This is a genomic window from Streptomyces sp. NPDC006691, from assembly GCF_042869955.1.
In the GTDB taxonomy this organism is placed as follows: Bacteria; Actinomycetota; Actinomycetes; order Streptomycetales; family Streptomycetaceae; genus Streptomyces.
The window spans coordinates 152,236-175,310 of record NZ_JBIAGW010000001.1 but is presented as its reverse complement, the minus strand read 5'-3'; the positions used below and the strand labels follow the sequence as shown (position 1 = coordinate 175,310).

General features: G+C 69.9%; 21 protein-coding genes, 1 tRNA gene and 1 pseudogene. 12 read left to right on the top strand and 11 right to left on the bottom strand.

Translation table 11 applies throughout. The features are described 5' to 3' along the window. Positions 1 to 42: 42 nt before the first annotated feature. A complete protein-coding gene (locus ACFYNP_RS00795; protein WP_388781308.1) occupies positions 43 to 264 on the top strand; it encodes a helix-turn-helix domain-containing protein in 222 nt (73 codons plus the stop codon). Between the two features lie 73 nt (positions 265 to 337). Here ACFYNP_RS00795 and ACFYNP_RS00790 read toward each other — a convergent pair whose 3' ends face one another. The 6 genes from ACFYNP_RS00790 to ACFYNP_RS00765 all read right to left on the bottom strand — a co-directional run bounded on the left by ACFYNP_RS00790 (position 338) and on the right by ACFYNP_RS00765 (position 6,136). Then, positions 338 to 1,174 carry an IS5 family transposase gene (locus ACFYNP_RS00790; RefSeq protein WP_388781305.1) on the bottom strand — a complete coding sequence of 279 codons (837 nt, stop codon included), beginning with the start codon at positions 1,172 to 1,174 and terminating at the stop codon, positions 338 to 340. A gap of 514 nt (positions 1,175 to 1,688) precedes the next feature. Further along, a complete protein-coding gene (locus tag ACFYNP_RS00785) occupies positions 1,689 to 1,991 on the bottom strand; it encodes a hypothetical protein (protein ID WP_388781302.1) in 303 nt (100 codons plus the stop codon). 91 nt (positions 1,992 to 2,082) lie between these two features. Further along, positions 2,083 to 3,672 (bottom strand): endonuclease NucS domain-containing protein, encoded by a 1,590-nt coding sequence (locus ACFYNP_RS00780; RefSeq protein ID WP_388781300.1) that lies wholly within the window; start codon positions 3,670 to 3,672, stop codon positions 2,083 to 2,085. A gap of 311 nt (positions 3,673 to 3,983) precedes the next feature. After that, positions 3,984 to 4,057: transfer RNA gene (locus tag ACFYNP_RS00775), tRNA-Pro, on the bottom strand. A 34-nt stretch (positions 4,058 to 4,091) separates the two neighbouring features. After that, positions 4,092 to 4,898 (bottom strand): Pr6Pr family membrane protein, encoded by an 807-nt coding sequence (locus tag ACFYNP_RS00770; protein WP_388781297.1) that lies wholly within the window; start codon positions 4,896 to 4,898, stop codon positions 4,092 to 4,094. Positions 4,899 to 5,209: 311 nt separating this feature from the next. Continuing rightward, entirely contained in the window at positions 5,210 to 6,136 is a 927-nt protein-coding gene (locus ACFYNP_RS00765) for a metallophosphoesterase (RefSeq protein WP_388781294.1), read from the bottom strand. Between the two features lie 78 nt (positions 6,137 to 6,214). On the opposite strand from ACFYNP_RS00765, the gene ACFYNP_RS00760 reads away from it, so the two are divergent. Beyond that, entirely contained in the window at positions 6,215 to 6,679 is a 465-nt protein-coding gene (locus ACFYNP_RS00760) for a GatB/YqeY domain-containing protein (RefSeq protein WP_100573834.1), read from the top strand. Positions 6,680 to 6,789: 110 nt separating this feature from the next. Here the strand turns inward: ACFYNP_RS00760 and ACFYNP_RS00755 are convergent, their stop codons facing one another. Further along, positions 6,790 to 9,066, bottom strand: a complete 2,277-nt coding sequence (locus ACFYNP_RS00755; protein WP_388414784.1) for a transglycosylase domain-containing protein — start codon at positions 9,064 to 9,066, stop codon at positions 6,790 to 6,792. A 416-nt stretch (positions 9,067 to 9,482) separates the two neighbouring features. On the opposite strand from ACFYNP_RS00755, the gene ACFYNP_RS00750 reads away from it, so the two are divergent. Then, positions 9,483 to 9,851, top strand: coding sequence for a WhiB family transcriptional regulator (locus ACFYNP_RS00750; protein WP_199846351.1), 369 nt, complete (start codon positions 9,483 to 9,485; stop codon positions 9,849 to 9,851). Positions 9,852 to 10,148: 297 nt separating this feature from the next. Here ACFYNP_RS00750 and ACFYNP_RS00745 read toward each other — a convergent pair whose 3' ends face one another. Next, complete coding sequence (locus ACFYNP_RS00745) at positions 10,149 to 11,558, bottom strand: ArsA family ATPase (RefSeq protein ID WP_388781291.1); 1,410 nt, start codon at positions 11,556 to 11,558, stop codon at positions 10,149 to 10,151. Next, a complete protein-coding gene (locus tag ACFYNP_RS00740) occupies positions 11,555 to 12,517 on the bottom strand; it encodes an ArsA family ATPase (RefSeq protein WP_388414778.1) in 963 nt (320 codons plus the stop codon). The genes ACFYNP_RS00745 and ACFYNP_RS00740 overlap by 4 nt, the downstream gene beginning before the upstream one ends. Positions 12,518 to 12,685: 168 nt before the next feature. On the opposite strand from ACFYNP_RS00740, the gene ACFYNP_RS00735 reads away from it, so the two are divergent. The 5 genes from ACFYNP_RS00735 to ACFYNP_RS00715 all read left to right on the top strand — a co-directional run bounded on the left by ACFYNP_RS00735 (position 12,686) and on the right by ACFYNP_RS00715 (position 15,816). Further along, entirely contained in the window at positions 12,686 to 12,847 is a 162-nt protein-coding gene (locus tag ACFYNP_RS00735) for a DUF4177 domain-containing protein (protein WP_003975360.1), read from the top strand. Then, complete coding sequence (locus tag ACFYNP_RS00730; RefSeq protein ID WP_345259830.1) at positions 12,844 to 13,311, top strand: RidA family protein; 468 nt, start codon at positions 12,844 to 12,846, stop codon at positions 13,309 to 13,311. The genes ACFYNP_RS00735 and ACFYNP_RS00730 overlap by 4 nt, the downstream gene beginning before the upstream one ends. A gap of 380 nt (positions 13,312 to 13,691) precedes the next feature. After that, entirely contained in the window at positions 13,692 to 14,576 is an 885-nt protein-coding gene (locus tag ACFYNP_RS00725; protein WP_388781288.1) for an NUDIX hydrolase, read from the top strand. Positions 14,577 to 14,626: 50 nt separating this feature from the next. After that, a complete protein-coding gene (locus tag ACFYNP_RS00720; RefSeq protein ID WP_388781285.1) occupies positions 14,627 to 14,989 on the top strand; it encodes a hypothetical protein in 363 nt (120 codons plus the stop codon). Continuing rightward, positions 14,986 to 15,816, top strand: coding sequence for an MBL fold metallo-hydrolase (locus ACFYNP_RS00715; protein WP_388414769.1), 831 nt, complete (start codon positions 14,986 to 14,988; stop codon positions 15,814 to 15,816). Before ACFYNP_RS00720 ends, ACFYNP_RS00715 begins: the two co-directional genes overlap by 4 nt. Positions 15,817 to 16,000: 184 nt before the next feature. Here ACFYNP_RS00715 and ACFYNP_RS00710 read toward each other — a convergent pair. Both ACFYNP_RS00710 and ACFYNP_RS00705 read right to left on the bottom strand, forming a co-directional pair. Then, positions 16,001 to 16,779, bottom strand: a pseudogene (locus ACFYNP_RS00710) (nucleotidyltransferase). 319 nt (positions 16,780 to 17,098) lie between these two features. Next, on the bottom strand, positions 17,099 to 17,773 hold the full coding sequence (locus tag ACFYNP_RS00705) for a Crp/Fnr family transcriptional regulator (protein ID WP_017947815.1): 675 nt from the start codon (positions 17,771 to 17,773) through the stop codon (positions 17,099 to 17,101). A 393-nt stretch (positions 17,774 to 18,166) separates the two neighbouring features. On the opposite strand from ACFYNP_RS00705, the gene nth reads away from it, so the two are divergent. The 4 genes from nth to ACFYNP_RS00685 all read left to right on the top strand — a co-directional run bounded on the left by nth (position 18,167) and on the right by ACFYNP_RS00685 (position 23,067). Continuing rightward, positions 18,167 to 19,231, top strand: a complete 1,065-nt coding sequence (gene nth, locus ACFYNP_RS00700; protein WP_388782207.1) for an endonuclease III — start codon at positions 18,167 to 18,169, stop codon at positions 19,229 to 19,231. Positions 19,232 to 19,784: 553 nt separating this feature from the next. Continuing rightward, on the top strand, positions 19,785 to 20,462 hold the full coding sequence (locus tag ACFYNP_RS00695; RefSeq protein ID WP_388782204.1) for an NUDIX hydrolase: 678 nt from the start codon (positions 19,785 to 19,787) through the stop codon (positions 20,460 to 20,462). Positions 20,463 to 20,475: 13 nt separating this feature from the next. Further along, positions 20,476 to 21,675, top strand: a complete 1,200-nt coding sequence (locus ACFYNP_RS00690; protein WP_388781281.1) for a MarP family serine protease — start codon at positions 20,476 to 20,478, stop codon at positions 21,673 to 21,675. A gap of 39 nt (positions 21,676 to 21,714) precedes the next feature. Beyond that, the gene (locus ACFYNP_RS00685) at positions 21,715 to 23,067 is read left to right on the top strand and encodes a 6-phospho-beta-glucosidase (RefSeq protein ID WP_388414763.1); all 1,353 of its coding nucleotides are present in this window, start codon (positions 21,715 to 21,717) and stop codon (positions 23,065 to 23,067) included. Positions 23,068 to 23,075: the final 8 nt, after the last annotated feature.

Below are 23,075 nucleotides of genomic sequence, written 5' to 3'. Positions count from 1 at the left end.
GGAGCCATGCCCCCACGCCCACTGGAAGTCGGACCCGCAGGAATGCAGGTGGCCCGCACCGTCGAAATGCTCCGAACCGAACGCGGCCTGTCACAACGCCAGTTGGCTGGCCGCGTGACCGCTTTCGGCCATCCGATGTCCAACACCATGCTGTCCCGCATCGAACGCGCCCAACGCCGATGCGATGCCGACGACCTTGTCGCGATCGCCGAAGCCCTCTTGGTCTCGCCTCTCGTGCTGCTGCAGGGGCCGACCACCACGTGACGAGGTCCGCTCAGCACCGCTGACCGAGCACGCCCCCCCATTAAGAGGACGTTCCGCTTGAAGAAGCGATAGTTCATGGTTTGTGCCAGGTTATGGGTGTTTCTCCGGTTGCTCGTTTCGCGAGGTTGGAGATCATCGCGAGACGGATCATGCTCTCGGAGTGGACGGGCTTGGTCTCGTAGTCGCGGGCGAGTCGGCGGTGCATCATGATCCATCCGAAGCTCCGCTCCACTACCCACCTTCGCGGTGTCACGGAAAAGCCTTTGACCTGCGTGTTTCGCGGGACGACGTCGACATCGATACCGAGGGTGGCGCCATGCTCGATAGCCTTCTTTTTGTAGCCGGTGTCGACCCATGCCTTGCTGATCGTGGGATGGTCGGCGGCGATCCGGCTGAGGAGCTGGATGCCGGCCTCGTTGTCGGAGACGCTGGCCGCAGTGACCATGACCAGCAGTAAGAGGCCGAGCGTGTCGACCACGATGCTGCGTTTGCGGCCCACGATCTTCTTACCGGCGTCGGTGCCCTGGGTGTCGGTGGGCACGCTGGGTGCGGTTTTGACGCTCTGGGCGTCGATGACGCAGGCGGTGGGCTCGGCGGCGCGTCCTTCCTGCTGGCGGACGATCCTGTGCAGATGGATGCCGAGCTTCTCGATGGTGCCGTCCGCGGTCCAGGCGCTGAAGTATCCGAAGACCGTAGTGTGCGGCGGGAAGTCGTTGGGCAGGTAGCGCCACGGGACGCCGGTCCGGTTGAGGAAGAGGATCGCGTTCATGACTTCCCGCAGGTCGGCCACCTTGCCGCCGAGGTTAAGGGATGTCTTCTGCCGCTCGGCCCGCCAGGCGGTCAAGATCGGCTCCATCAACGCCCAGCGGGCGTCGGACAGATCACTGGGATAGGGCAGTCGCGCGGCCATGAAGACACTGACCCACATGGTCCGCACGGCCGGTATCGCTCGATCGGGCGAGGCAAAACAAGGCAACCAGGACATCTTCGAACCGGACAGGAGATGTCGGGCGGATCTGCGATGAAATGGGCACACGAACTCACCTTGAAAGCTGGGTGATTTCGACAAATACCCTGTACCGAGGCGACGCTGGCAGGCAGCGAACCGGTCTATACCCGCCCATTAACGACGCGAACGTCCTCTTAGAACATACGAAGACGGAGAGCCTCGGTGTCCCCGGTGTCGCACGGTACCGGGGACACCGAGGCCCCTGCGTGACGTTAGGGGCTGAACGGACTCTCCTGAACGTCGGCGCGCAGCGCACGATCTGTGAACGGCTCGCGGTTCGCCACGTGGGTGAAGACGACCTCCGCCGTGCCGCCGCGCCCACTGCCGAGGTAGAGCGTCAGCGGTCAAATGCCCCGGCCATGCGCTCCCGCCCGGCCCAGCATGAGAAGGCGCTTGTGGTGACCTCGCCGGCGCCCTATCCGATCCACCCTCCGAGCTTCTTCCAGAGAGTGAGCAGCTCGCGAATGGCGGAGACGTTCGCCAGGTCAGCGGTCACCGCGAGCTGGCGCAGGAAGCGCGCGGCTCGGGTCTCCTTCCCCTGCAGCTCCGGACCGGCCGGCGAATCCACCTCCAGTGACTTCCCCTCGGAGCTGTCGAGGAGCAGGGCGAGATCATCCATGGTGCGACGCCGTGCTGGATCCGCTGCTCCGGCGATCGTGAAGTGGATGCCGTCGGCCCTCAGTCGGGCGCGCAGGCTCCTACCATCCTGTTCGCCCATCGGAACCCGTCAAATGTCTCGACGTGACCACACCGCGGAAGCTGTCGGCCAGACACGTGAACCGAGTATCTGAGAGGTGTGATCCGTGAAGTCAGCGCCTCACGTCTGCACCGTCGAGATATTCGATGCGGAGCGTGTTGACCTCATGACGGTACGTCGTGAGGAAATCTCGAAGGGTCACGAGCTTTCCCCCGTAGGTGTTGAGCTGCCAGGCCATTGCGAACTCTGGGGCGTGGGATGAGTATCGGGTCGCCTGCCCGTCCTCGACCAACCAGAGTCCGCGCTCGTCTTCTGGGGCTGGCGGCCCAGTATGGCCGCTGAAGATCTCAAACATCATATAGCGCAGCCCAAGGCGGCGAACCAGATCCAGATCAGTCATCCAGGTGGTGCCGCCGTATCGAGTCGTCATCCAGCTCACCGAATCGCGGTACACCTCGTGGGCGTAGTGGTGGAAGCCTGGTGCACCCCCGGTGCTGTTCGCACACAGCCTGCCCTCGGCGACGGAGCGGCTGCCGTCGGGGAAGCGGGCGACGGCTTTGATGCGTGGTTCCCATTGGGCGAGCTCGTCCGGCCATCCGTAGATGACGGTCTGAATCAGGTCGCAGGGGTTGTAGATCCACAAGACGACGTCGATGTCGCCTGGTTGCTCGGCAACTCGCTCCAGCCACGCCCGGACGAGCATCTCCCACTCGGGGTTGCCACCGAGACTGGTCATGGCCTGATCCACAAATGAGTGCCACCGGCTGGTGATCCGGGGATTGGCGGAGCCGATGTACTTGACGTGTCCGTCCCCGCGATCATGACCAGCCAGCATCTGCAGCCAGTCGCGTTCCTCATACGCCCCGTTGCCCAGGGCAAACGCTCCAGTGCCCCGATACCCGGTGATCTCCCAATTGGGATCGCCTAGGAGAGTGCCCAGCACCCCCGGGTAAGCCGACCCGACTTCGACGCAGCGAACGCGCGCGTTGATTTCGCACAATGCCTTGTACTCGGCCGGGTGCTTCGCACCGTACCCGTCCACTTCCGGGGAGTTCGACAACGCGCTCCCCCACTCCACGGTGCCGACACCCAGGTACAGGCCGTAATGCGCTCTGACACCGTCCTTGGCGCTGACGCGTTCGAAGTCGGCAGTAAGGAGGTTGGGCGCGCCGATCTCGGAAGCGATCTGCCGTATGTGCTTCCATCCTCGGTCTCGGTCCTGGGGGCTCGCGTAGAGGTAGATGCCGTGCACCGGTGTGACGTACTGCTCAGGCGACGATGGAAGCATCGCGACGCGCTCAGCGCTGAGTGTCCGATCGTCACACACCTGGAGTTCGTAACCGCGAAGGTCATGGCTCCAGTCACGGGCCATGTTGCTCACCGGAACGAGTAGTTCGCGCCAGTCGGTCGACACGATGAGGGCACGGATGCGGTCAGGCGCGACCTGCTTGTCGCGCTGGAGCAGCTCTGCGTACTTCGCGACCTCGTGCAACGCCTCACGCGATGTGGACGTAGCACGCTTCAACTCGATGATCACCCACAGGCCGTGTCGGTCACGAGCAAGGATGTCGATCCAACCCCTTGTACGGAGTGGCGGGTCGCTCAGCGCAAACTCGCATCGGACGAGGGTCAGTCCTGGTTCGAGAACGTCTAGCTGCTCCGCCAAGAGGTCCCGGAGCTCACGTTCGAGTAACGCGGTCATGAACGAAGACAGTAGCGGTGCGGGCTGACATGGACCCCAAGGCGGCGGGAGCTCACCATTCCGCCGATCCGCCGGCACGGCGCAGCCACCAGGCGCGGACGAGGCACGTTCGCGGTCGAGTCGACGACTGGTCGTTCGCGAACGTGCAGGTGTGGGTCGGCGCAGCCGAGGCATGTTGCTACTGCTCGACGATCACCTGCTGGGAGACCTCGACCAAGATCTTCTCCCAGGTTTCTCCCAAACGATCACCGGAGACGCAGGAAGGGCCTGATCCTCAGTGAGGATCAGGCCCTTGACCTGGTGTTTCTCTGTCGGGGTGGCGGGATTTGAACCCACGACCTCTTCGTCCCGAACGAAGCGCGCTGCCAAGCTGCGCTACACCCCGATTGTCTCCGCTTGTCGCGGCGACGTCGTTTACTTTAGCCCACTGGCGGCCGGAGACGAAATCCGGTTTTCGGGCCCCGCAGGTAGGGGCGGACGTGGTCCAGGCCGGTGATCGCCAGGGCCAGGGCGTAGAAGGCCGCGCCGAACACCAGGGCGTTGGTCAGGACGGCCGGGTAGCCGTGCTGGGCGACGTCCAGGAACGGGTACGGGTAGCGGGCCGTGGTGCCGGGGGAGAGCAGGGCGCCGCGGATCAGGGCGAACGCGAAGTAGGCCAGCGGGTACAGGAGCCACTGGGCGGCGTGGCGCGGGCGCAGGCCGCCGGGGCGGGTCAGGAGCAGCCAGTCCAGGAGCGCGCCGAGCGGCGTGACCGTGTGCAGGAGCTGGTTGGAGACCGTGCGCCAGCCGGTCACGGCCACCGCCTGGTCGCCCGTCATCGAGAAGCCGCTGGAGCTGTTCGCCAGGACCAGGTGGTAGACCAGGCCGGTGATCGAGATGTAGAGGAGTACGCCCCCGGTGACCCGGGCCGGGAGCGGGGACCGGCCCCGCCAGGCGCGTACCGCCGACCATCCGAAGGCGAGGGCCACCAGCACGTTCGACTGGATCGTGAAGTAGCTCAGGACGCGCAGGGGGCTGCCCATCAGCAGGTCGATCACGATGCCCGTCACCGCCGCCGCGCAGATCAGCGCGCGGAACGCCGCCGCGTAGGGGCGCCGGGTGCGGGGCAGTACGGCGGAGGCGGGCGCGTCGGTCGGGCCTGCTCCGGCCGTCGGGGAACCGTCCCGCAGGGAGCCGGGCGCAGGGGACGTACGGGGCGAATGAGGGGGAATCCGGTCGTACCGCATGCGTTCACGGTAGGGGGTCGCCCCCGGGCCCACCGATACAGGGGGTCAGTCTGCCGGTCGGGGTGCCCCGGCCCCACGCCCGGCCCGCGCCCAACCGGGGCCCGCCCGTAAGGGGGGGCAGCCTGTCGGGCCCGCGCCTTACCGCGCCTAACCGCGCCCGACCCGAGTCCGACCTGCGCCCGACCCGGGCCCGCCGGTAAGGGCGGCAGCCTGCCGGGCCCGCAGCTGCCCGGGCTGCGCCTACCCGGGCCCGCGCCTAACCGGCCCGCGCCTCACCGCCGCCGGGCACCCCCGACCTCGGCCGCCGCGTCCTACCGACGCCCCACCAGCGTCAGGAGCGTCGCCTCCGGGGGGCAGGCGAAGCGGACCGGGGTGTAGCGGTTCGTGCCGCAGCCCGCCGAGACGTGGAGGTAGGCGCGGTTGCCCTCCGCCTCGTGGGTGGACAGGCCCTTCACCCGGTCCGTGTCCAGGTCGCAGTTGGTGACCAGCGCGCCGTAGAAGGGGATGCACAGCTGGCCGCCGTGGGTGTGGCCGGCCAGGATCAGCGGATAGCCGTCCGCCGTGAAGGACTCCAGGGAGCGCAGATAGGGCGCGTGGACCACCGCGATCGACAGGTCCGCGCCCGTCTCGGGGCCGCCGGCCACCCGCTCGTACCGGTCACGCTTGATGTGCGGGTCGTCCAGGCCGGTGAAGGCCAGCTCCATCCCGTCGAGCTTGAGGCGGCCCCGGGCATTGCTCAGGTTCACCCAGCCCGCCGAGTCGAACGCGTCCCGCAGCTCCTCCCACGGGTTGTGCACGACGCCGACGGCCGGCGCGTTGCCGTTGAGGCCGTGCTTGCCCTGCGCCTTCTCGAACAGGTACCGGGCGGGGTTGCGCAGCTTCGGGCCGTAGTAGTCGTTGGAGCCGAAGACGTAGACGCCGGGGAACTGCATCAGGGGGCCGAGCGCGTCGAGCGCCTCGGGGACGCCCTCCGGGTCGGACAGGTTGTCCCCCGTGTTCACCACGAAGTCCGGGCGCAGGCCCGCGAGCGATTGCAGCCACGCCCGCTTCTTGCGCTGGCCCGACACCATGTGGATGTCCGAGACCTGGAGCACGCGCAACGGGCGTGCCCCCGGCGGCAGCACGGGCACCGTCACCCGGCGCAGCCGGAACGATCTCACCTCGAAGCCGGCCGCATAGGCGAGACCGGCGGCCCCGACCGCCGTGACACCCAAGGGAATTCCGTATCGCGCGCGCATACGTCCATCGTCGCAGACCTGGCGGTGGCGGCATTAATCGGCGGGCGGGCAGCCCACCGCACCTGACACACTGGGGACATGACCACGCTCAAGGCCCGACTCAAGGACGACCTCACCACCGCCATGAAGGCGCGCGACGAACTCCGCTCGTCCACGCTCCGGCTGACCCTCACCGCCGTCGCCAAGGAAGAGGTCGCCGGCACGGCCGCGCGTGAGCTCTCCGACGACGAGGTCCTCAAGGTGATCGCCAAGGAGGCGAAGAAGCGCCGCGAGGCCGCCGAGGCCTTCGACAAGGGTGGCCGCGCCGAGTCCGCCGCGCGTGAGCTGGCCGAGGGCGAGATCCTCGACGCGTACCTGCCCAAGCAGCTCTCCGACGACGAGCTCGCGGCCATCGTCGCCGCCGCCGTCGACGAGGCGAAGGCCGCCGGCGCCGAGGGGCCGCGCGCGATGGGCGCCGTCATGAAGATCGTGAACCCGAAGGTGGCCGGTCTCGCCGACGGTGGCCGCGTCGCCGCCGCCGTGAAGCAGCGCCTGGCGGGCTGACCCGGAGTACACGGGAAAGGGGCGCCCCGGGATGTGAATCCCGGGGCGCCCCTTTCCCGTGTACAGAGCCTCCGCGCGTCTCCCGTCTCCAGAGAGCCTCCGCGCGGTCGCTACTGCGGCCAGCCGCCCGAGTCGCCGCCCACCACGCCCGGCGGGAAGGAGATGCCGGGGAAGGGGTCCTGGCCGCCGCGGCCCGGGGGCTTGTTGTCGCCGCCCGGCTTCGGCTTGTGCTTGCCCTTGTTCTTGCTCTTGTCGCCGTTGTTGCCCTGCGCCCCGGCCGTCGTCGTCGGGTCGCCGCCCGGCTTCTGGCCGCCGTTGTCGGGGATGTTGACGTTGACGAAGGGCGCCGAGCTCTGGCCCTGCAACGCGCCGGTCACCGCGTCCCGCCAGATGGGGCCGGGGACCTGGCCACCGTAGACCTGCTCCTGGAACTGGCCGCCGATGGTGATGTTGTTCATCTCGACCCGCTGGGACGGGCTGCCGACCCAGACCGCGGCCGACAGGTTCGAGGTGTAGCCGACGAACCAGGCGTTCTTGCGGCCGTCGGTGGTACCCGTCTTGCCCGCGTTGTCGCGGTCCTTGAGACCGGCCTCGGCACCGGTACCGGAGTCGACCACGCCGCGCAGCAGCGTGTTGATGCTGTCCGCCGTGTTCTGCGACATCGCCTGCGAGCAGGCGGACTTCGGCACCGGCAGCGGAGAGCCGTCCACCTTCTTGATGGACTCGATGGCGATCGGCGTGCAGTACGTGCCCCGGTTGGCGAAGGCCGCGTACGCGGAGGCCATCGTCAGCGGCGACATACCGGTGGAGCCCAGCGTCAGCGCCGACGGCACCATGGGGAGCTTCTCGCCGTTGCCCTGGATGACCTTCAGCTTGTCCGCCATCTGGGAGACGGGGCACATCCCGATGTCACCGAGCATCTGCACGAAGTACGTGTTGACCGACTTGGCCATCGCGTCCTTGAGCGAGAACGGACCGACCTCGGACTCGTTCTCGTTCTCCAGGTGGTACGGCTGCGGCTTGCCGTCGTTGACCCACGGCTTGCCGCTGTTGCACGTCTGGACGTTCGGGTAGTCCATCTCGTACGGCGCCGAATACTGCTGGGTCGGCGGCTTGCCGCCCTCGATCGCGGCCGCGGCCAGGAACGGCTTGAAGGTCGAGCCGACCGGGAAGCCGAAATTGGAGCCGCCCATCTGGCGGTTGACCGAGAAGTTGATCTGCGTCTCGGTGTCCCCGAAGCCGTACGGCCTCGACTGGCCCATGGCGAGGATCTTGCCGCTGCCGGGCTGGACCAGCGTGACGGCCGTCGCCACCGAGTCCTTCTGGTAGACGTGCGCCTTGATCGACTCCTGCGTCGACTTCTGCGCCTGCGGGTCGAGCGTGGTCCGGACGGTGAGCCCGCCCTGGTTCCAGAGCTTGGCCCGCGCTTCCTTCGTCTTGCCGAAGACCGGGTCGGACAGGAAGACCTCGCGCACGTAGTCGCAGAAGAAGCCAGCGCCCTCGACGGCGGTGATGCAGCCGTTCTTGGGCCGGCTCACGTTCAGCTTGATCGGCTCTTCCTTGGCCTTGTCGGCCTCGCCCTGCGAGATGTCCTTCATGTCGGCCATCCGCTGGAGCACCGTGTTGCGGCGCTTCTTGGACTCCTGCGCGTCGTTGACCGGGTCGTACCGGCTGGGCGACTGCACGATGCCGGCCAGCATCGCCGACTCGTCCAGGGTGAGGTCCTTGGCCGACTTGGAGAAGTAGCGCTTGGCCGCCGCCTCGATGCCGTACGCCTGCTGCCCGAAGAACGTGATGTTGAGGTAGTTCTCCAGGATCTTCTTCTTGCCCAGCTCCTCCTCGACCTGGATCGCGTACTTCAGCTCCTTGACCTTGCGGCCGATCGTCTGCTGGGTGGCCTCGGCGACCTTGTCGGGGTCGTCACCGGCCTCCTCCACGAAGACGTTCTTCACGTACTGCTGGGTGAGCGTGGACGCGCCCTGGGCGACGCCGCCGCTGGTCGCGTTCTTGTTCAGCGCGCGCAGGACACCCTTGGCGTCGATCGCGCCGTGCTCGTAGAAGCGCGAGTCCTCGATCGCGACGATCGCCTTCTGCATGTACGGGGAGATGTCGGCGAGCGGCACCACGGTGCGGTCGCGCGAGTACACCTGGGCGATCGTGCCGCCCTTGTTGTCCAGGATCGTGGTGCGCTGGCTCAGCGGCGGGGTCTTCAGGTTGGCCGGGATCTCGTCGAACCCCTCGACCGTGCCCTTGGCCGCCAGCCCCAGGGCGCCGGCCGCCGGAAGGGTGATCCCGGCGAGCACCGCCCCCGCCAACACACTCACGCCGAGGAACTTGGCCGCCTGCTGGGTCCCGGTCAGGCCTCCGCCCGATCGCTTCATTGCCATGGAGGGCAGCCTACGTTCTCAATCGCCGGACACAGGTGAAGGCTCTGGCCTAAGCTGCTCTCAACTGTCACAGCAGTTCGGCCGCGCATCAAGACCCCGGCCGCGCCAGGAAGTGTTCCGCCGTCCCCGAATCCGGCGAGAACCAGCCCAGTTGATGTCCGATTGCGCCTCATGCGTCATCCCGTGTCCGTTGCGCCTCAGCTGATACGTCCCATTATTTCGGATTAGTCACGCATGTCCTCGGCTCACTCCGTTGGGTGATCTGCCGCGTACGCATAGTCCGTTCGGGCCATTCAAGATTGGGCCCGACGGGGGTGTTGCGCTGTCCCCACCTTCCGTAACGTCCTCAACTGGCAGCGGTGAATATGCCTCTGCCGCCGTGGGGGAGCCTCGATTCGGGAGAGGACGGCGCCGGCATGGGCTGGGTAACCGACTGGAGTGCGCAGGCAGCCTGCCGCACTACCGATCCGGACGAACTGTTTGTACAGGGTGCAGCGCAGAACAGGGCCAAGGCGGTGTGCACCGGTTGCCCGGTGCGGACCGAGTGCCTGGCCGACGCGCTCGACAATCGCGTCGAGTTCGGCGTGTGGGGCGGAATGACGGAACGGGAGCGGCGCGCCCTTTTGCGCAGGCGCCCCACCGTCACCTCGTGGCACCGCCTCTTGGAGACCGCGCGCACGGAGTACGAGCGCAGCACGGGAATCCTGCCCGTGTGCGCGGAGGAGGAGTCGGAGTACGACTACCGGCATTCCTTCGGAGACGAGGCGTTCGCGGCTGCGGGCTGACACCGTGCGCGAGACGGCCGTGCGCGAGATGTACGTGCGCGAGATGTACGTGACGACGGCTGTGGCTGTGGGTGTGGCTGTGGTTTGGGGTGTCGTTGCCGACTGACGCGCCGGACGTGCATGTGGCTGGCTGTGGACCGCCGACTGACGCGTGTCGGCTGCCGCTGCGAACTGCTGCTGCCTGCTGCTGCGAACTGCTGCCGCGGGCTGACGGAGCTGGGGATTCGAGCAGCCGGCATCCAGGCAGCTGTGCTCAGGCCCCGGCACTCAGGCCCTGGCGATTCACGCCCCGGCGATTCAGGCAGCTCCGGCCGGAGAACCACCGGCCGCGAGCCGGTCCCCGATGGTCCGCAGCCCCGCGAGGTCGTGCACATCGCCCGGCAGGGCGGTCACTTCGGCGACCTTGACCTCGGGGTGGAGCGCGGCGAAGCGGTCGCGCGTCCGCTGTTCCCGCGCGAGCACCTGCATGCGCTCGGCATGCAGCCGCAGCAGTCCTGCGGTCAGCCGCTCGACGGAATCGTCCGCCGACGGGGCATGGTTCACGGATTCGGCGGCCTCGGAGAGTCCGGACGTTTCTACGGGCTCGGCGGTCTTGTTGGGCTGGACGCTCTTGACGGACTTGACGCTCTGGGCGGCTTCGGGAGAGGAAACACTGGAGCCACGACCTCCAGCCTTCCCGCCCTCCTGATCCACAATGCCGCGTTCGTCAAGATTTTCGGCACGCTTTTCCGCACTGATTTCTACAGAGTTCTCTGCGGACTCCACGGCCCCGTCCTCCTCCAGGCTCTCCGCAGCGGCCAGGGCGCGCTCGGCCGAGAGGCGCGCGGCGGCGCTGCCGTGCACGCGGTTCAGCACGAGCCCGGCCAGAGGCATGTCGTCGGCGGCCAGCCGCTCCACGAAGTACGCCGCCTCGCGCAGCGCGTCCCGCTCGGGTGCGGCGACGACGAGGAAGGCGGTGCCGGGGGCCTGGAGCAGCCGATAGGTGGCATCGGCCCTGGTCCGGAAGCCGCCGAACATCGTGTCCATGGCCGCCACAAAGGTCTGCACGTCGTGCAGGAACGGTCCGCCGAGCAGCTTGCCGAGCGTGCCGGTCATCATCGACATACCGACGTTGAGGAACTTCATCCCGGCCCGGCCGCCCATCTTCGCGGGCGCCATGAGCAGCTTGATGAACTTGCCGTCGAGGAACGAACCGAGCCGCTTCGGCGCGTCCAGGAAGTCGAGTGCGGAGCGCGACGGCGGGGTGTCCACCACGATCAGGTCCCACTCGTCCCTGGCCCGCAGCTGCCCCAGCTTCTCCATCGCCATGTACTCCTGCGTGCCCGCGAAGCCGGCCGACAGGGACTGGTAGAACGGGTTCGTCAGGATCGCCTTGGCCCGCTCGGGATCCGCGTGCGCCTCGACGATCTCGTCGAACGTCCGCTTCATGTCGAGCATCATGGCGTGCAGTTCGCCCTCGCCCTCGACGTCCTTGACCCGGCGCGGGGTGTTGTCGAGCGAGTCGATGCCCATGGACTGGGCGAGCCTGCGGGCCGGGTCGATGGTGAGCACCACGACCTTCCGGCCGCGCTCGGCAGCCCGAACTCCCAGTGCGGCTGCGGTAGTTGTCTTGCCGACCCCGCCCGAGCCGCAGCACACGATGATGCGGGTGCCCGCATCGTCGAGCAGCGGATCGATCGCCAGTGTCCCGGCCGCGTCCAACGTCACTCACCCACCCCGAGCTTGCGCAGTTCCGAAGCCAGGCGGTAGAGCCCGGCCAGGTCCATTCCCTCGCCGATCAACGGCAGTTCGTACGTGGTAAGTCCCAACGTGCCCAGCACCGCGCGTTGTTCACGCTCCAGCTCGACGCGCTCGGCGTGTTCGGCCGCCTGCTCCAGGAGTGGCGTCACCAGCTTCGCCGAACCGGTCACCCCGGCCCGCGTCAGCGTCTTGGCCACCTCCTTGCGCCGGTCGCCGGTGACCGCGCGCACCGCCGCCTCGTCCAGGACGTGCGGGCGGACCATGTTCACGATGACCTTGCCGACCGGCAGCTCGGCCCCGCGCAGCTCGGCGATCCCGTCAACCGTCTCCTGGACGGGCATCTCCTCAAGGAGCGTCACCAAGTGCACCGCTGTTTCCGGGGACTTGAGGACGCGCATGACGGCCTGCGCCTGATTGTGTATCGGGCCGATCTTCGCCAGGCCCGCCACCTCGTCGTTCACGTTCAGGAAGCGGGTGATGCGCCCGGTGGGCGGGGCGTCCATCACGACGTAGTCGTACGCGTACGCGCCCTGCTTGTTCTTGCGGCGCACCGCCTCGCACGCCTTGCCGGTCAGGAGCACGTCCCGTACCCCCGGCGCGATGGTGGTCGCGAAGTCGATCGCGCCGAGCTTCTTCAGAGCCCGGCCCGCCCCGCCCAGTTTGTAGAACATCTGGAGGTAGTCGAGCAGCGCCCGTTCCGCGTCGATGGCCAGTGCGTACACCTCCCCGCCACCGGGCGCCACCGCGATCTTGCGCTCCTCGTACGGAAAGGCTTCCGTCTCGAAGAGCTGCGCGATGCCCTGTCTGCCCTCGACCTCGACGAGGAGCGTGCGCCTGCCCTCCGTCGCGAGGGCGAGCGCGAGTGCTGCGGCGACCGTGGTCTTGCCGGTACCGCCCTTGCCGCTGACGACCTGGAGCCTGCTCACACCTTCGAGCCTAACCAGTCCTCCGGCGACCTACGCATGTGGTCCGCGTAAGACCTACGCATGTGGCCCTCCTGGGACCCGCGCATGTGGTCCGCCCGGTACCCGCGCATGTGGCCCGCGTAAGGAGCCCGCGCGAGGGGGTGGCGGCCAGCGGCTACAGTCGGGCCCATGACCAAGTGGGAATACGCGACCGTGCCCCTTCTCGTGCACGCGACCAAGCAGATTCTGGACACCTGGGGCGAGGACGGCTGGGAGCTTGTCCAGGTCGTTCCCGGGCCGAACAACCCCGAGCAGCTGGTGGCCTACCTGAAGCGGGAGAAGCAGGCATGAGCGCCGTCGAGGCCAAGCTGGCGGAACTGGGCCTGACCCTCCCGTCGGTCGTCCCGCCGCTCGCCGCGTACCAGCCCGCCGTGCGGTCCGGGGTGTACGTGTACACCGCCGGCCAGCTCCCCATGGTGGAGGGCAAGCTGCCCGTCACCGGCAAGGTCGGCGCCGAGGTGACCGCGGACGAGGCCAAGGAACTGGCCGCCACCTGCGCCCTCAACGCGCTCGCCGCGGTCAAGTCCGTCGTGGGCGACCTGGACCGCATCGCGCGCGTCGTGAAGGTCGTCGGCTTCGTGGCCTCCGCCCCCGACTTCACCGGGCAGCCCGGCGTCATCAACGGCGCCAGTGAACTCCTCGGCGCTGTCCTCGGCGACAAGGGCGTGCACGCCCGCAGCGCCGTCGGCGTCGCGGTGCTGCCCCTGGACGCACCGGTCGAGGTCGAGATCCAGGTGGAACTCGTCCAGGACTGATCCTCGGTCCACGCCTCGGTCCACACCTCCTCCATGCATCGGTCCACGCCTCTGTCCACGGAGACCCGAGGACCGACCTCCTCCTTCCGCCGAGGGCCGACCCCCAGGGGTCGGCCCTTCGTCGACACTTGGGGCCCGGCCCCTGTCCGAGGCTCGGACCAGGGCTGGGGCCGCCCCTGGGGTACTCGACGCTTGAGCGCGACCCGACGAGCGCCCGAGGTCACCCCGGCCGCCCGAGGTCACCCCGGCCGCCCGAAGTCACCCTGGGCGCCCCGACGGGGCCGATGTGTCTGATGCGGCGGACACGTCAGACGTGTCAAAGGGATGCCACCTACACGCACCCCCTCGAACATCCGCACGCCACCCCGTAGCATCCGCCCATGCCCAATGGTCAGTGGTACCCGCCGGAATGGCCGGACCGCATCCGCGCCCTCGCCGCAGGCGAGCTCACCGCGGTGGAGCCGCGGCGGGCCGCGACCGTGATGCTGCTGCGCGACGACGCGGCCGGCCCGGACACCCGCCCCTCCGTGCACATGCTGCGCCGACGCACCACCATGGCCTTCGCCGGGGGCGCGTACGCCTACCCGGGCGGCGGCGTGGACCCCCGCGACGCCGAGGACCCCGGGCTCGGCTGGGCGGGCCCGACCCGTGAGACCTGGGCCGCCCGCCTCGGCACCGACCCTGCTTCCGCCCAGGCCATCGTCTGCGCCGCGGTGCGCGAGACCTACGAGGAAGCGGGCGTCCTCCTCGCCGGCCCCGACGCCACCACCGTCGTCGGCGACACCACCGGCGACGACTGGGAGGCCGACCGCCAGGCCCTGGTGACCCGCGACCTCAGCTTCGCCGAGTTCCTGGACCGGCGCGGCCTGCTGCTCCGCTCGGACCTGCTCGGCGCCTGGGCACGCTGGATCACCCCCGAGTTCGAGCCCCGCCGGTACGACACCTGGTTCTTCGTCGCTGCCCTCCCCGAAGGCCAGGTCACCCGGAACGCCTCGACCGAGGCCGACCGGACCGTCTGGATCCGTCCCGCCGAAGCCGCCGCCGGCTACGACAAGGGCGAGCTCCTGATGATGCCGCCGACCATCTCCACCCTGCGTGACCTCCTTCCGTACGCCACCGCCGCCGAGGCCTTGGTGGCCGCGGCCGAACGCGATCTGACCCCGGTCCTCGCCCGGGCTCGCCTGACCGATGCCGGGGAACTCGTCCTCAGCTGGCCGGGCCACGACGAGTTCACCAAACACATCCCGGCCGGGGGCGGATCCTGATGCCCCCGGTCACCACTCGGGCCACCACCGGGCCCGTCATGAATCGCGCCATGCCTGGGCACACCGTGGCCCGGGCCACCCTTGCGCACGCCGCGAACCGGGTCACCCCCGTCCTGCTCATGGACCGGGTGGCCGTCGCCCCTGCCCGGGGTCGGGTGACGGCCGCCTTCGCCCCGGCCCGGGGGATGGCTGCCCTGCCCTCGGCCCGGGATGCGGTGACCGCCGCCCTCGTCACTGCCCGGGGAAGCGCCGTCCCGTACTCAGCCCGTGCGATTACCGCCCTGCCCTCGGCTACCGCCCTGCCCTCGGCCCGGGATCGGGTGACGGCCGCCTTCGCCCCGGCCCGGGGGAGAGCCATCCCGTACTCGATCCGGGCGATCAATGCCCTCGCCACTCCTGGAGGTGCCGTATGAGTGACGCCGCCGCTCTTCCCGGGCAGCCGCGCGGCGGGGTCCTCTCGGGCCCCGCGACCGACCGCGCGACCAACGTGCTGGCGCCCAACGCCTCCGCGATGACCCTGGACGGCACCAACACCTGGATCGTGGCCGAGCCCGATTCCGACCTGGCCGTCGTCATCGACCCCGGCCCGCTCGACGACGGGCACCTCGGCCATGTCATCGCCATGGCCGAGAAGGCGGGCAAGCGGGTCGCCCTGACCCTCCTGACCCATGGGCATCCCGACCACGCCGAGGGCGCGGCCCGCTTCGCGGAGCTGACCCGTACCCCTGTGCGCGCCCTGGACCCGGCCCTGCGCCTGGGGGACGAGGGCCTCGCGGCCGGCGATGTCATCACCACCGGTGGGCTGGAGCTGAGGGTGGTGCCTACCCCCGGCCACACCGCGGACTCGCTCTGCTTCCATCTGCCCGCCGACCGGGCGGTGTTGACGGGCGATACCGTCCTCGGCCGTGGCACGACCGTCGTGGCCCATCCCGACGGCCGCCTCGGCGATTACCTCGACTCCCTTCGTAGGCTGCGTTCATTGACGGTCGACGACGGTGTGCACACCGTCCTTCCGGGCCACGGCCCGGTCCTCGACGACGCCCAGGGTGCCGTCGAGTTCTATCTGGCCCACCGCGCCCACCGGCTCGCCCAGGTGGAGACCGCGGTGGAGAACGGCCATCGCACGGCGGCGGACGTGGTGGCCCGGGTCTACTCGGACGTCGACCGCTCGCTCTGGCCGGCCGCCGAGCTCTCGGTGCGCGCGCAGCTGGAGTACCTGCGCGAGCACGGGCTTATTTGAGACGGGCCCATCTGAAACGGTTCGAGGCGGGCCTGCTTGAGGGTGCCCCGGCGTCGGGCCGGCCGGGATCCCGGCCGCCCTGGGGCCCGGCCCGCCCCGGATCCAGGGCGGGCCGCAGTGCGGCGTCAGGAACTCCGTGCCGGTGAAGTGGCGCTCCGTAGAGGAGAGTTGAATGGGTCGGCTCTCAACTCTCGTACGGGCGCGGCGACTTGGCGCCATGGACCGTGAGGTATTCGGCGGCGAGCCACGGTCCGAGATCTTCGGTGTACATCGTGAGAACGTCCCGGTCCCCGACCGGGTTCCCGGCCAGCACGGCAATTTTCCTCAACTCCTCCGCCCGCTCCGGGTAGTAGCGCGCGAAGGCCTCCGCCTGCTCGGTCAGATCGCTGGTCCAGCGTCCGTACCAGGGCATGACCAGGGTGAACGCGGTCCGCACGAGCTTGCGCGAGGCGCCCCGCACCAGCGACCTGAGCCGCGCCTCGTCGATGGCCTCCGCGGCCCCACGACGCCAGCGGGCCAGCGCGTCGCCGAGGTCCCCGTTGGTCTCGCGGGCGAGCAGCGACGTGGGCCGGTAGCGCGGCAGCTGCTCGGCGAGGTCGGCTCCGAGCAGCGGGGTGCAGAGGCAGGCCACGAACCAGCCGAGGTCATGCCGCTCCAACTCGCTCAGCAGCACGTCCCGGCCGAACAGCAGGATCCGGCCCCGTCAATCGCGTCGAACGCGGCATCCAGCTCGGCCTCGACGGCCCGCGCCTCGGCCCGGTCGGCCTCTGTCGGTTCCGTGTGCAGCGCGAGGAGCACGTCCAGATCGGACCGGCCGGCCTGAGCGGTGCCGCGCGGCACGGATCCGTACAGGTAGGCGCTGTGCAGCCGCCCGTCGAAGCGATCCGCGAGGTGGTCGCGCAGGGCGGCGACGAGCGGCTGGAACTCGGTCTGCACGAGGGCGAGAGACCCCTCGCGTTCGATGTATCCGCCGGTGCTGACTGTGCTTTCCGTGCGGCCTGCGCCACCCGCGTGGGCCGCGGCGTCCGTCCTGCCTCCGCCGCCCGTGCAGCCCACGTGGGCCGCGGTGTCCGTCCTGCCCGTGCCGCCCGTGTTGCCCACGCCGTCCGTGCCACCTGCGTCGGCTGTGCCGCCCACGGCGCCCGTGTTGCCCACGCCGTCCACGTGGCTCTGCCTCCCGTCTCGGTCTCGGCCCTGCTTCCGCTTCCGCGCCCGCCCCTGCCCTGCGCGTGCGAAAGGGGCCGGCCTCGTCCGAGGCCGGCCCCTTTGGCGCACGAGCGGATCAGCGCGAGCGCTTCGCCAGGCGTTCCACGTCCAGCAGGATGACCGCACGGGCCTCCAGGCGCAGCCAGCCGCGCTGGGCGAAGTCGGCCAGGGCCTTGTTGACCGTCTCGCGGGAGGCGCCGACCAGCTGGGCCAGCTCTTCCTGCGTGAGGTCGTGCACGACGTGGATGCCCTCCTCGGACTGCACGCCGAAGCGGCGCGACAGGTCGAGGAGCGCGCGGGCGACACGGCCCGGTACGTCGGAGAAGACCAGGTCGGACATCTGGTCGTTGGTCTTGCGCAGTCGGCGGGCGACAGCGCGCAGCAGGGCGGTGGCCACCTCGGGGCGGGCGTTCAGCCACGGCTGAAGGTCGCCGTGGCCCAGTCCGAGCAGCTTGACCTCGGTCAGTGCCGTAGCGGTGGCGGTGCGCGGGCCCGGGTCGAAGAGCGACAGCTCGCCGATCAGCTCACCGGGGCCGAGAACCGCCAGCATGTTCTCGCGGCCGTCGGGTGAGGTCCGGTGCAGCTTCACCTTGCCCTCGGTGACCACGTACAGGCGGTCACCCGGGTCGCCCTCGTGGAAGAGCGCGTCGCCGCGGGCGAGCGTCACTTCACTCATCGAGGCGCGCAGCTCCGCGGCCTGCTCGTCATCGAGCGCCGCGAAGAGCGGGGCGCGCCGCAGAACGTCGTCCACGAATCTCTCCTTGTGACCGGTATCAGGGGATCCAGCTCCCCATTTTGCCGGACGGTATAAACAGTGCGATCAATCACAGGATGACGTACTGGAGTGCCGGACCGTGAGTCAGGGGGCCGATTGGGGCCGTGATTCGCGGTGGCCGGGGCGGATGTCGGTGCCGGGCTTTAGGCTGGCCGAGTGTCCAATTCGCCGGTGAGAGCGCAGGCCAGGGGGGCTGGAAGAGTGTCCGCAGAGAATGATTCCGCTGTGGGCGAACAGCCCGCGTCCAAGCCGAAAGACCCCGTGAAGCGGGCCCCGCGGGGCGCCGGAGCCGCCTCGTCGGCGCGGGCGCCCAAGGCGGCTGCCCAGCCGGTCGACGACCCGGCCGACCCGAACGGAGTGGCCGCCCGAGTGAAGCCCGCCGCCAAGCAGCCCACGAAGAAGAAGGCGACGACGACTCCGGCCAAGGCCGTCGCGAAGAAGGCGACTCCTGCCAAGGCCGTCGCCAAGAAGGCCGCTGCCGCGCAGCCGGGCACTGCCAAGAAGGCTGCCGTCAGTCAGCCGGGCACAGCCAATAAGGCTGCCGCCAAGGGGAAGGCCGCCACCGAGGCGAAAAGTGCGGTCAAGGCCAAAGCCGAGGGCGGGGTCCGGGGCACGGCCGGGGCCGGAGCCGTGTCCGGGGGGGTCAAGGGGAAGGGCCCGGGAGGGAAGCCCGAGTCGCATGCGGCCATGGTGCGTCGGGCCCGGCGGATCAACCGGGAGCTCGCCGAGGTGTACCCGTACGCCCACCCCGAGCTGGACTTCCGCAACCCGTTCGAGCTGCTCGTCGCGACGGTCCTCTCCGCGCAGACCACCGATCTCCGGGTCAATCAGACGACGCCGAGGCTGTTCGCCGCCTATCCGACGCCCGAGGACCTCGCCGCGGCGAACCCCGAAGAGGTCGAGGAGCTCATCCGGCCCACCGGCTTCTTCCGGGCCAAGACCAAATCGATCATGGGGCTGGCCGCCGCCCTCAGGGACGAGTTCGGCGGTGAGGTGCCGGGCCGCCTGGCGGATCTGGTCAAGCTGCCAGGGGTCGGGCGCAAGACCGCGAACGTCGTGTTGGGCAACGCCTTCGGCGTGCCGGGCATCACGGTGGACACCCACTTCGGGCGGCTGGTGCGCCGGTTCGGATGGACCGAGCAGGACGATCCGGTGAAGGTCGAGGCGGAGATCTGCGCGATCTTCCCCAAGAGCGAGTGGACGATGCTCTCGCACCGGGTCGTCTTCCACGGCCGCCGCATCTGCCACGCCCGCAAGCCCGCCTGCGGCGCCTGCCCGATCGCCCCGCTCTGCCCGTCCTACGGCGAGGGCGAGACCGACCCCGAGAAGGCGCGCAAGCTCCTGAAGTACGAGAAGGGCGGGCTGCCCGGCCAGCGGCTGAGCCCGCCGCCGGACTATCCGGGGCTGCCCGCGCCGCCGCTGGGAGCCGGCTGACGTCACCCGGAAGGCGGACGCTGGGGCCGCTCCGGAACGAATGCGGCCGGCACAGGCGTTGTGGACGATGAACGAGGGGGTGCGGATGACGCACACGAGCGAGACGTACGACGGGGATCTGAGCGGTATCGGCCGCCTCGACCGCGCCGCGGGCCAGGAAGATCGCCTCGACGCCGAGCGGCGCTTCCAGACCGGTCGCCTTGACGCGGAGCGCGGCCGAGATGACGGCCTGAGCGACCGCGTCGGCGGCTCCGGCCACGCCTCGGCCGCAGGCCGCGCCGAGAGCCCGGCCGGCGCCGATACTCAGCGCGATCCGGCCGGCGCCGATACCCAGCGCGATCCGGCCGCCGCCGAAGCGGCCGCTCAGCGCGGCATACGCGGGCCCGCCCGTGACGCCACCGGCCCCCTCGCCTGCGGGCCGGCTCGTGACACCACGACCGGACCCCTCGCCCCCGAGCCGGCTCGTGACACCACCGCCAAACGCCTCGCCCCCGGGTTCGCCACCCGAAGCCGGGCTGAGCACGCCCGGGCGTCCGGTGCCGAGGCGCGCAGGGTGGACGGGCACGGCCCCACGGTCAGCAGCGAAGGCCTGCCCGAGTGGCTGGCGCCGGTCGCCCGGGCGGCCGAGTCCGTCGCGCCCGAGCAGATGAGCCGGTTCCTGCCGCCGGAGAGCGGCGACGGGCGCCAGTCCGCCGTGCTGGTCCTGTTCGGCGACGGCCCGCGCGGCCCCGAGCTGCTCCTCATGGAGCGGGCGAGCCAGCTCCGGTCGCACGGCGGCCAGCCGTCCTTCCCGGGCGGTTCCCTCGACCCCGAGGACGGCGACCCGGCCACCACGGGCCCGCTGCGGGCCGCGCTGCGCGAGGCGGAGGAGGAGACCGGGCTCGACCCGGCGGGCGTCCAGCTCTTCGGCGTGCTGCCCCGGCTCTACATCCCGGTGAGCGGCTTCGTGGTGACGCCCGTGCTGGGCTGGTGGCGCGAGCCGACACCGGTGCGCGCGGTCGACAGCGGCGAGACGGCCCGTGTCTTCACGGTCCCCGTGGCGGATCTCACGGACCCGGCCAATCGCGCGACCGCGGTCCACCCGAAGGGCCACGCAGGCCCGGCATTCCTGGTCGAATCGGCGCTGGTCTGGGGGTTCACGGCGGGGGTGATCGACCGGATCGTGCACTACGCGGGGTGGGAACGCCCGTGGGACCGGGCCAAGCGGGTGCCGCTCGACTGGCACGCGTGACAGGCTGGGGCCCGTGAACGTGCTGGACATCCTGTTGCTGGTCGCCGCCGTGTGGTTCGCGATCGTCGGCTACCGCCAGGGCTTCGTCGTCGGCATCCTGTCGGTGATCGGGTTCCTCGGCGGTGGCCTCGTCGCCGTGTACCTGCTCCCGCTGATCTGGGACCAGCTGACCAACGAGTCCCAGGTCTCGACGACGGCGGCCGTCGTCGCGGTCGTCGTCGTGATCGTCTGCGCCTCGGTGGGCCAGGCCCTCACCACCCATCTGGGCAACAAGCTGCGCCGGTACATCACGTGGTCGCCCGCCAGAGCCCTGGACGCGACGGGCGGCGCCCTCGTCAATGTCCTGGCCATGCTGCTGGTGGCCTGGCTGATCGGCTCCGCGCTCGCCGGGACGGCCCTGCCGACGCTGGGCAAGGAGGTCCGCAACTCCAAGGTCCTGCTCGGTGTGTCCAATGTGATGCCCCAACAGGCTTCCAGCTGGTTCAGCGACTTCTCCTCGGTCCTCGCGCAGAACGGCTTCCCGCAGGTCTTCACGCCGTTCTCGAACGAGTCGATCCCCGATGTCCAGGCGCCGGATCCCAAGCTCGTCGGCAGCCCGGTCGTGGCCGCCGCCAAGAAGTCCATCGTCAAGGTCGTCGGCATGGCTCCGAGCTGCGGAAAGCGCCTCGAAGGCACCGGCTTCGTCTTCGGCGACCGCCGCGTCATGACCAACGCGCACGTGGTGGGCGGGGTGGACGAGCCGACCGTCCAGATCGGCGGTCAGGGGCGTACGTACGACGCGAAGGTCGTGCTCTACGACTGGCGCCGCGACATCGCGGTCCTGGACGTGCCGGACCTGAAGGCGCCCTCGCTGGAGTTCACCTCCACCGACGCCCGCACGGGCGACAGCGCGATCGTCGCAGGCTTCCCCGAGGACCACCCCTACGACGTCCGCTCCGCCCGTATCCGCGGCCGGATCAGCGCCAAGGGCCCGGACATCTACCACCGGGGAACGGTCCGCCGCGATGTCTACTCGCTGTTCACCACGGTCCGCCCCGGCAATTCGGGCGGCCCGTTGCTGACTCCGCAGGGCAAGGTGTACGGGGTGGTCTTCGCCAAGTCGCTGGACGACCCGGACACGGGTTACGCGCTGACCGCCGACGAGATCCAGCCCGACATCCAGCAGGGCCGCACGGCGAGTCAGCAGGTCGACAGCCAGCAGTGCGCCCTGTGACCCCCTGACGGCCCATGACTTTCTGACGAGAAGGCTCCGATGCGACTGACGATCCTCGGCGGCGGCGGCTTCCGCGTCCCGCTCGTGTACGGGGCCCTGCTGCGTGACCGAGCGCCCGGGCGGGTCACCGAGGTGGTCCTGTACGACCTGGACGCGGCGCGGCTGCACGCCATCGGCCGGGTGCTCGCCGACCGGGCGTACGGGATCGAGGACGCGCCCTCGGTGCGTACCACCACCGACCTCGACGAGGCGCTGCGCGGCACGGACTTCGTGTTCTCCGCGATCCGCGTGGGCGGTCTGGAGGGCCGCGCGGCCGACGAGCGGATCGCGCTCGGCGAAGGCGTCCTGGGGCAGGAGACGGTTGGTGCCGGAGGCATCGCCTACGGGCTGCGCACCGTTCCGGTCGCCGTCGAGATCGCGCGCCGGGTCAAGGCGCTCGCCCCCGAGGCCTGGGTCATCAACTTCACCAATCCGGCGGGCCTGGTCACCGAGGCGATGGCCGAGCACCTCGGCGACCGGGTGGTGGGCATCTGCGACTCGCCGGTGGGCCTGGCCCGCCGGGTCGCCCGCACGCTCGGCGTCGACCCCGAGGCGGCGCGTCTGGACTATGTCGGGCTCAACCACCTGGGCTGGCTGCACGGTCTGTACGAGGGCGAGAAAAACGTTCTGCCGCGGCTGTTCGAGCAGGGCGACGAACTGCTCACCTCCTTCGAGGAGGGCAAGCTGTTCGGCGCCGAATGGCTGCGCTCGCTGGGCTCCGTGCCGAACGAGTACCTGCACTACTACTACTTCAACCGCGAGGCGGTGAACGCCTACCAGCGGGCCGGGCAGACCCGTGGCGCCTTCCTCAAGGACCAGCAAGCACGTTTCTACGCCACCGCGGAGACCGTTCCCGACGCGTCGGTGTGGGCGGCCTGGGACCGCACACGGGCCGAGCGCGACGCCACGTACATGGCCGCGAACCGGAACCTGGCGGGCGCCGGCTCGCGCGATGACGACGACATGGAGTCGGGCGGGTACGAGAACGTGGCGCTCGCCCTGATGCGGGCGATCGCGAGGAACGAGGCGGCGACGCTCATCCTGAACGTGCGCAACGGGACCTCACTGCGCGCGCTCGACGAGCGCGCCGTCATCGAGATCCCCTGCCACGTGGACGCGTCGGGCCCCCGCCCGCTGCCCGTCTCGCAGCTGACGGGCCATGAGGCGGGCCTGGTCAGCGCGGTGAAGGCGGTCGAGCGGTGTGTCCTGGAGGCGGCCGGGACCGGATCGGCGCGAGCGGCGGTGAAGGCCTTCGCCCTGCACCCGCTGATCGACTCCGTCCAGGTCGCCCGAAGGCTCCTGGACGGCTACCGAAGCGCCCACCCCGGCCTCGGCTACCTCAGGGTCGATTAGGTCCGCGG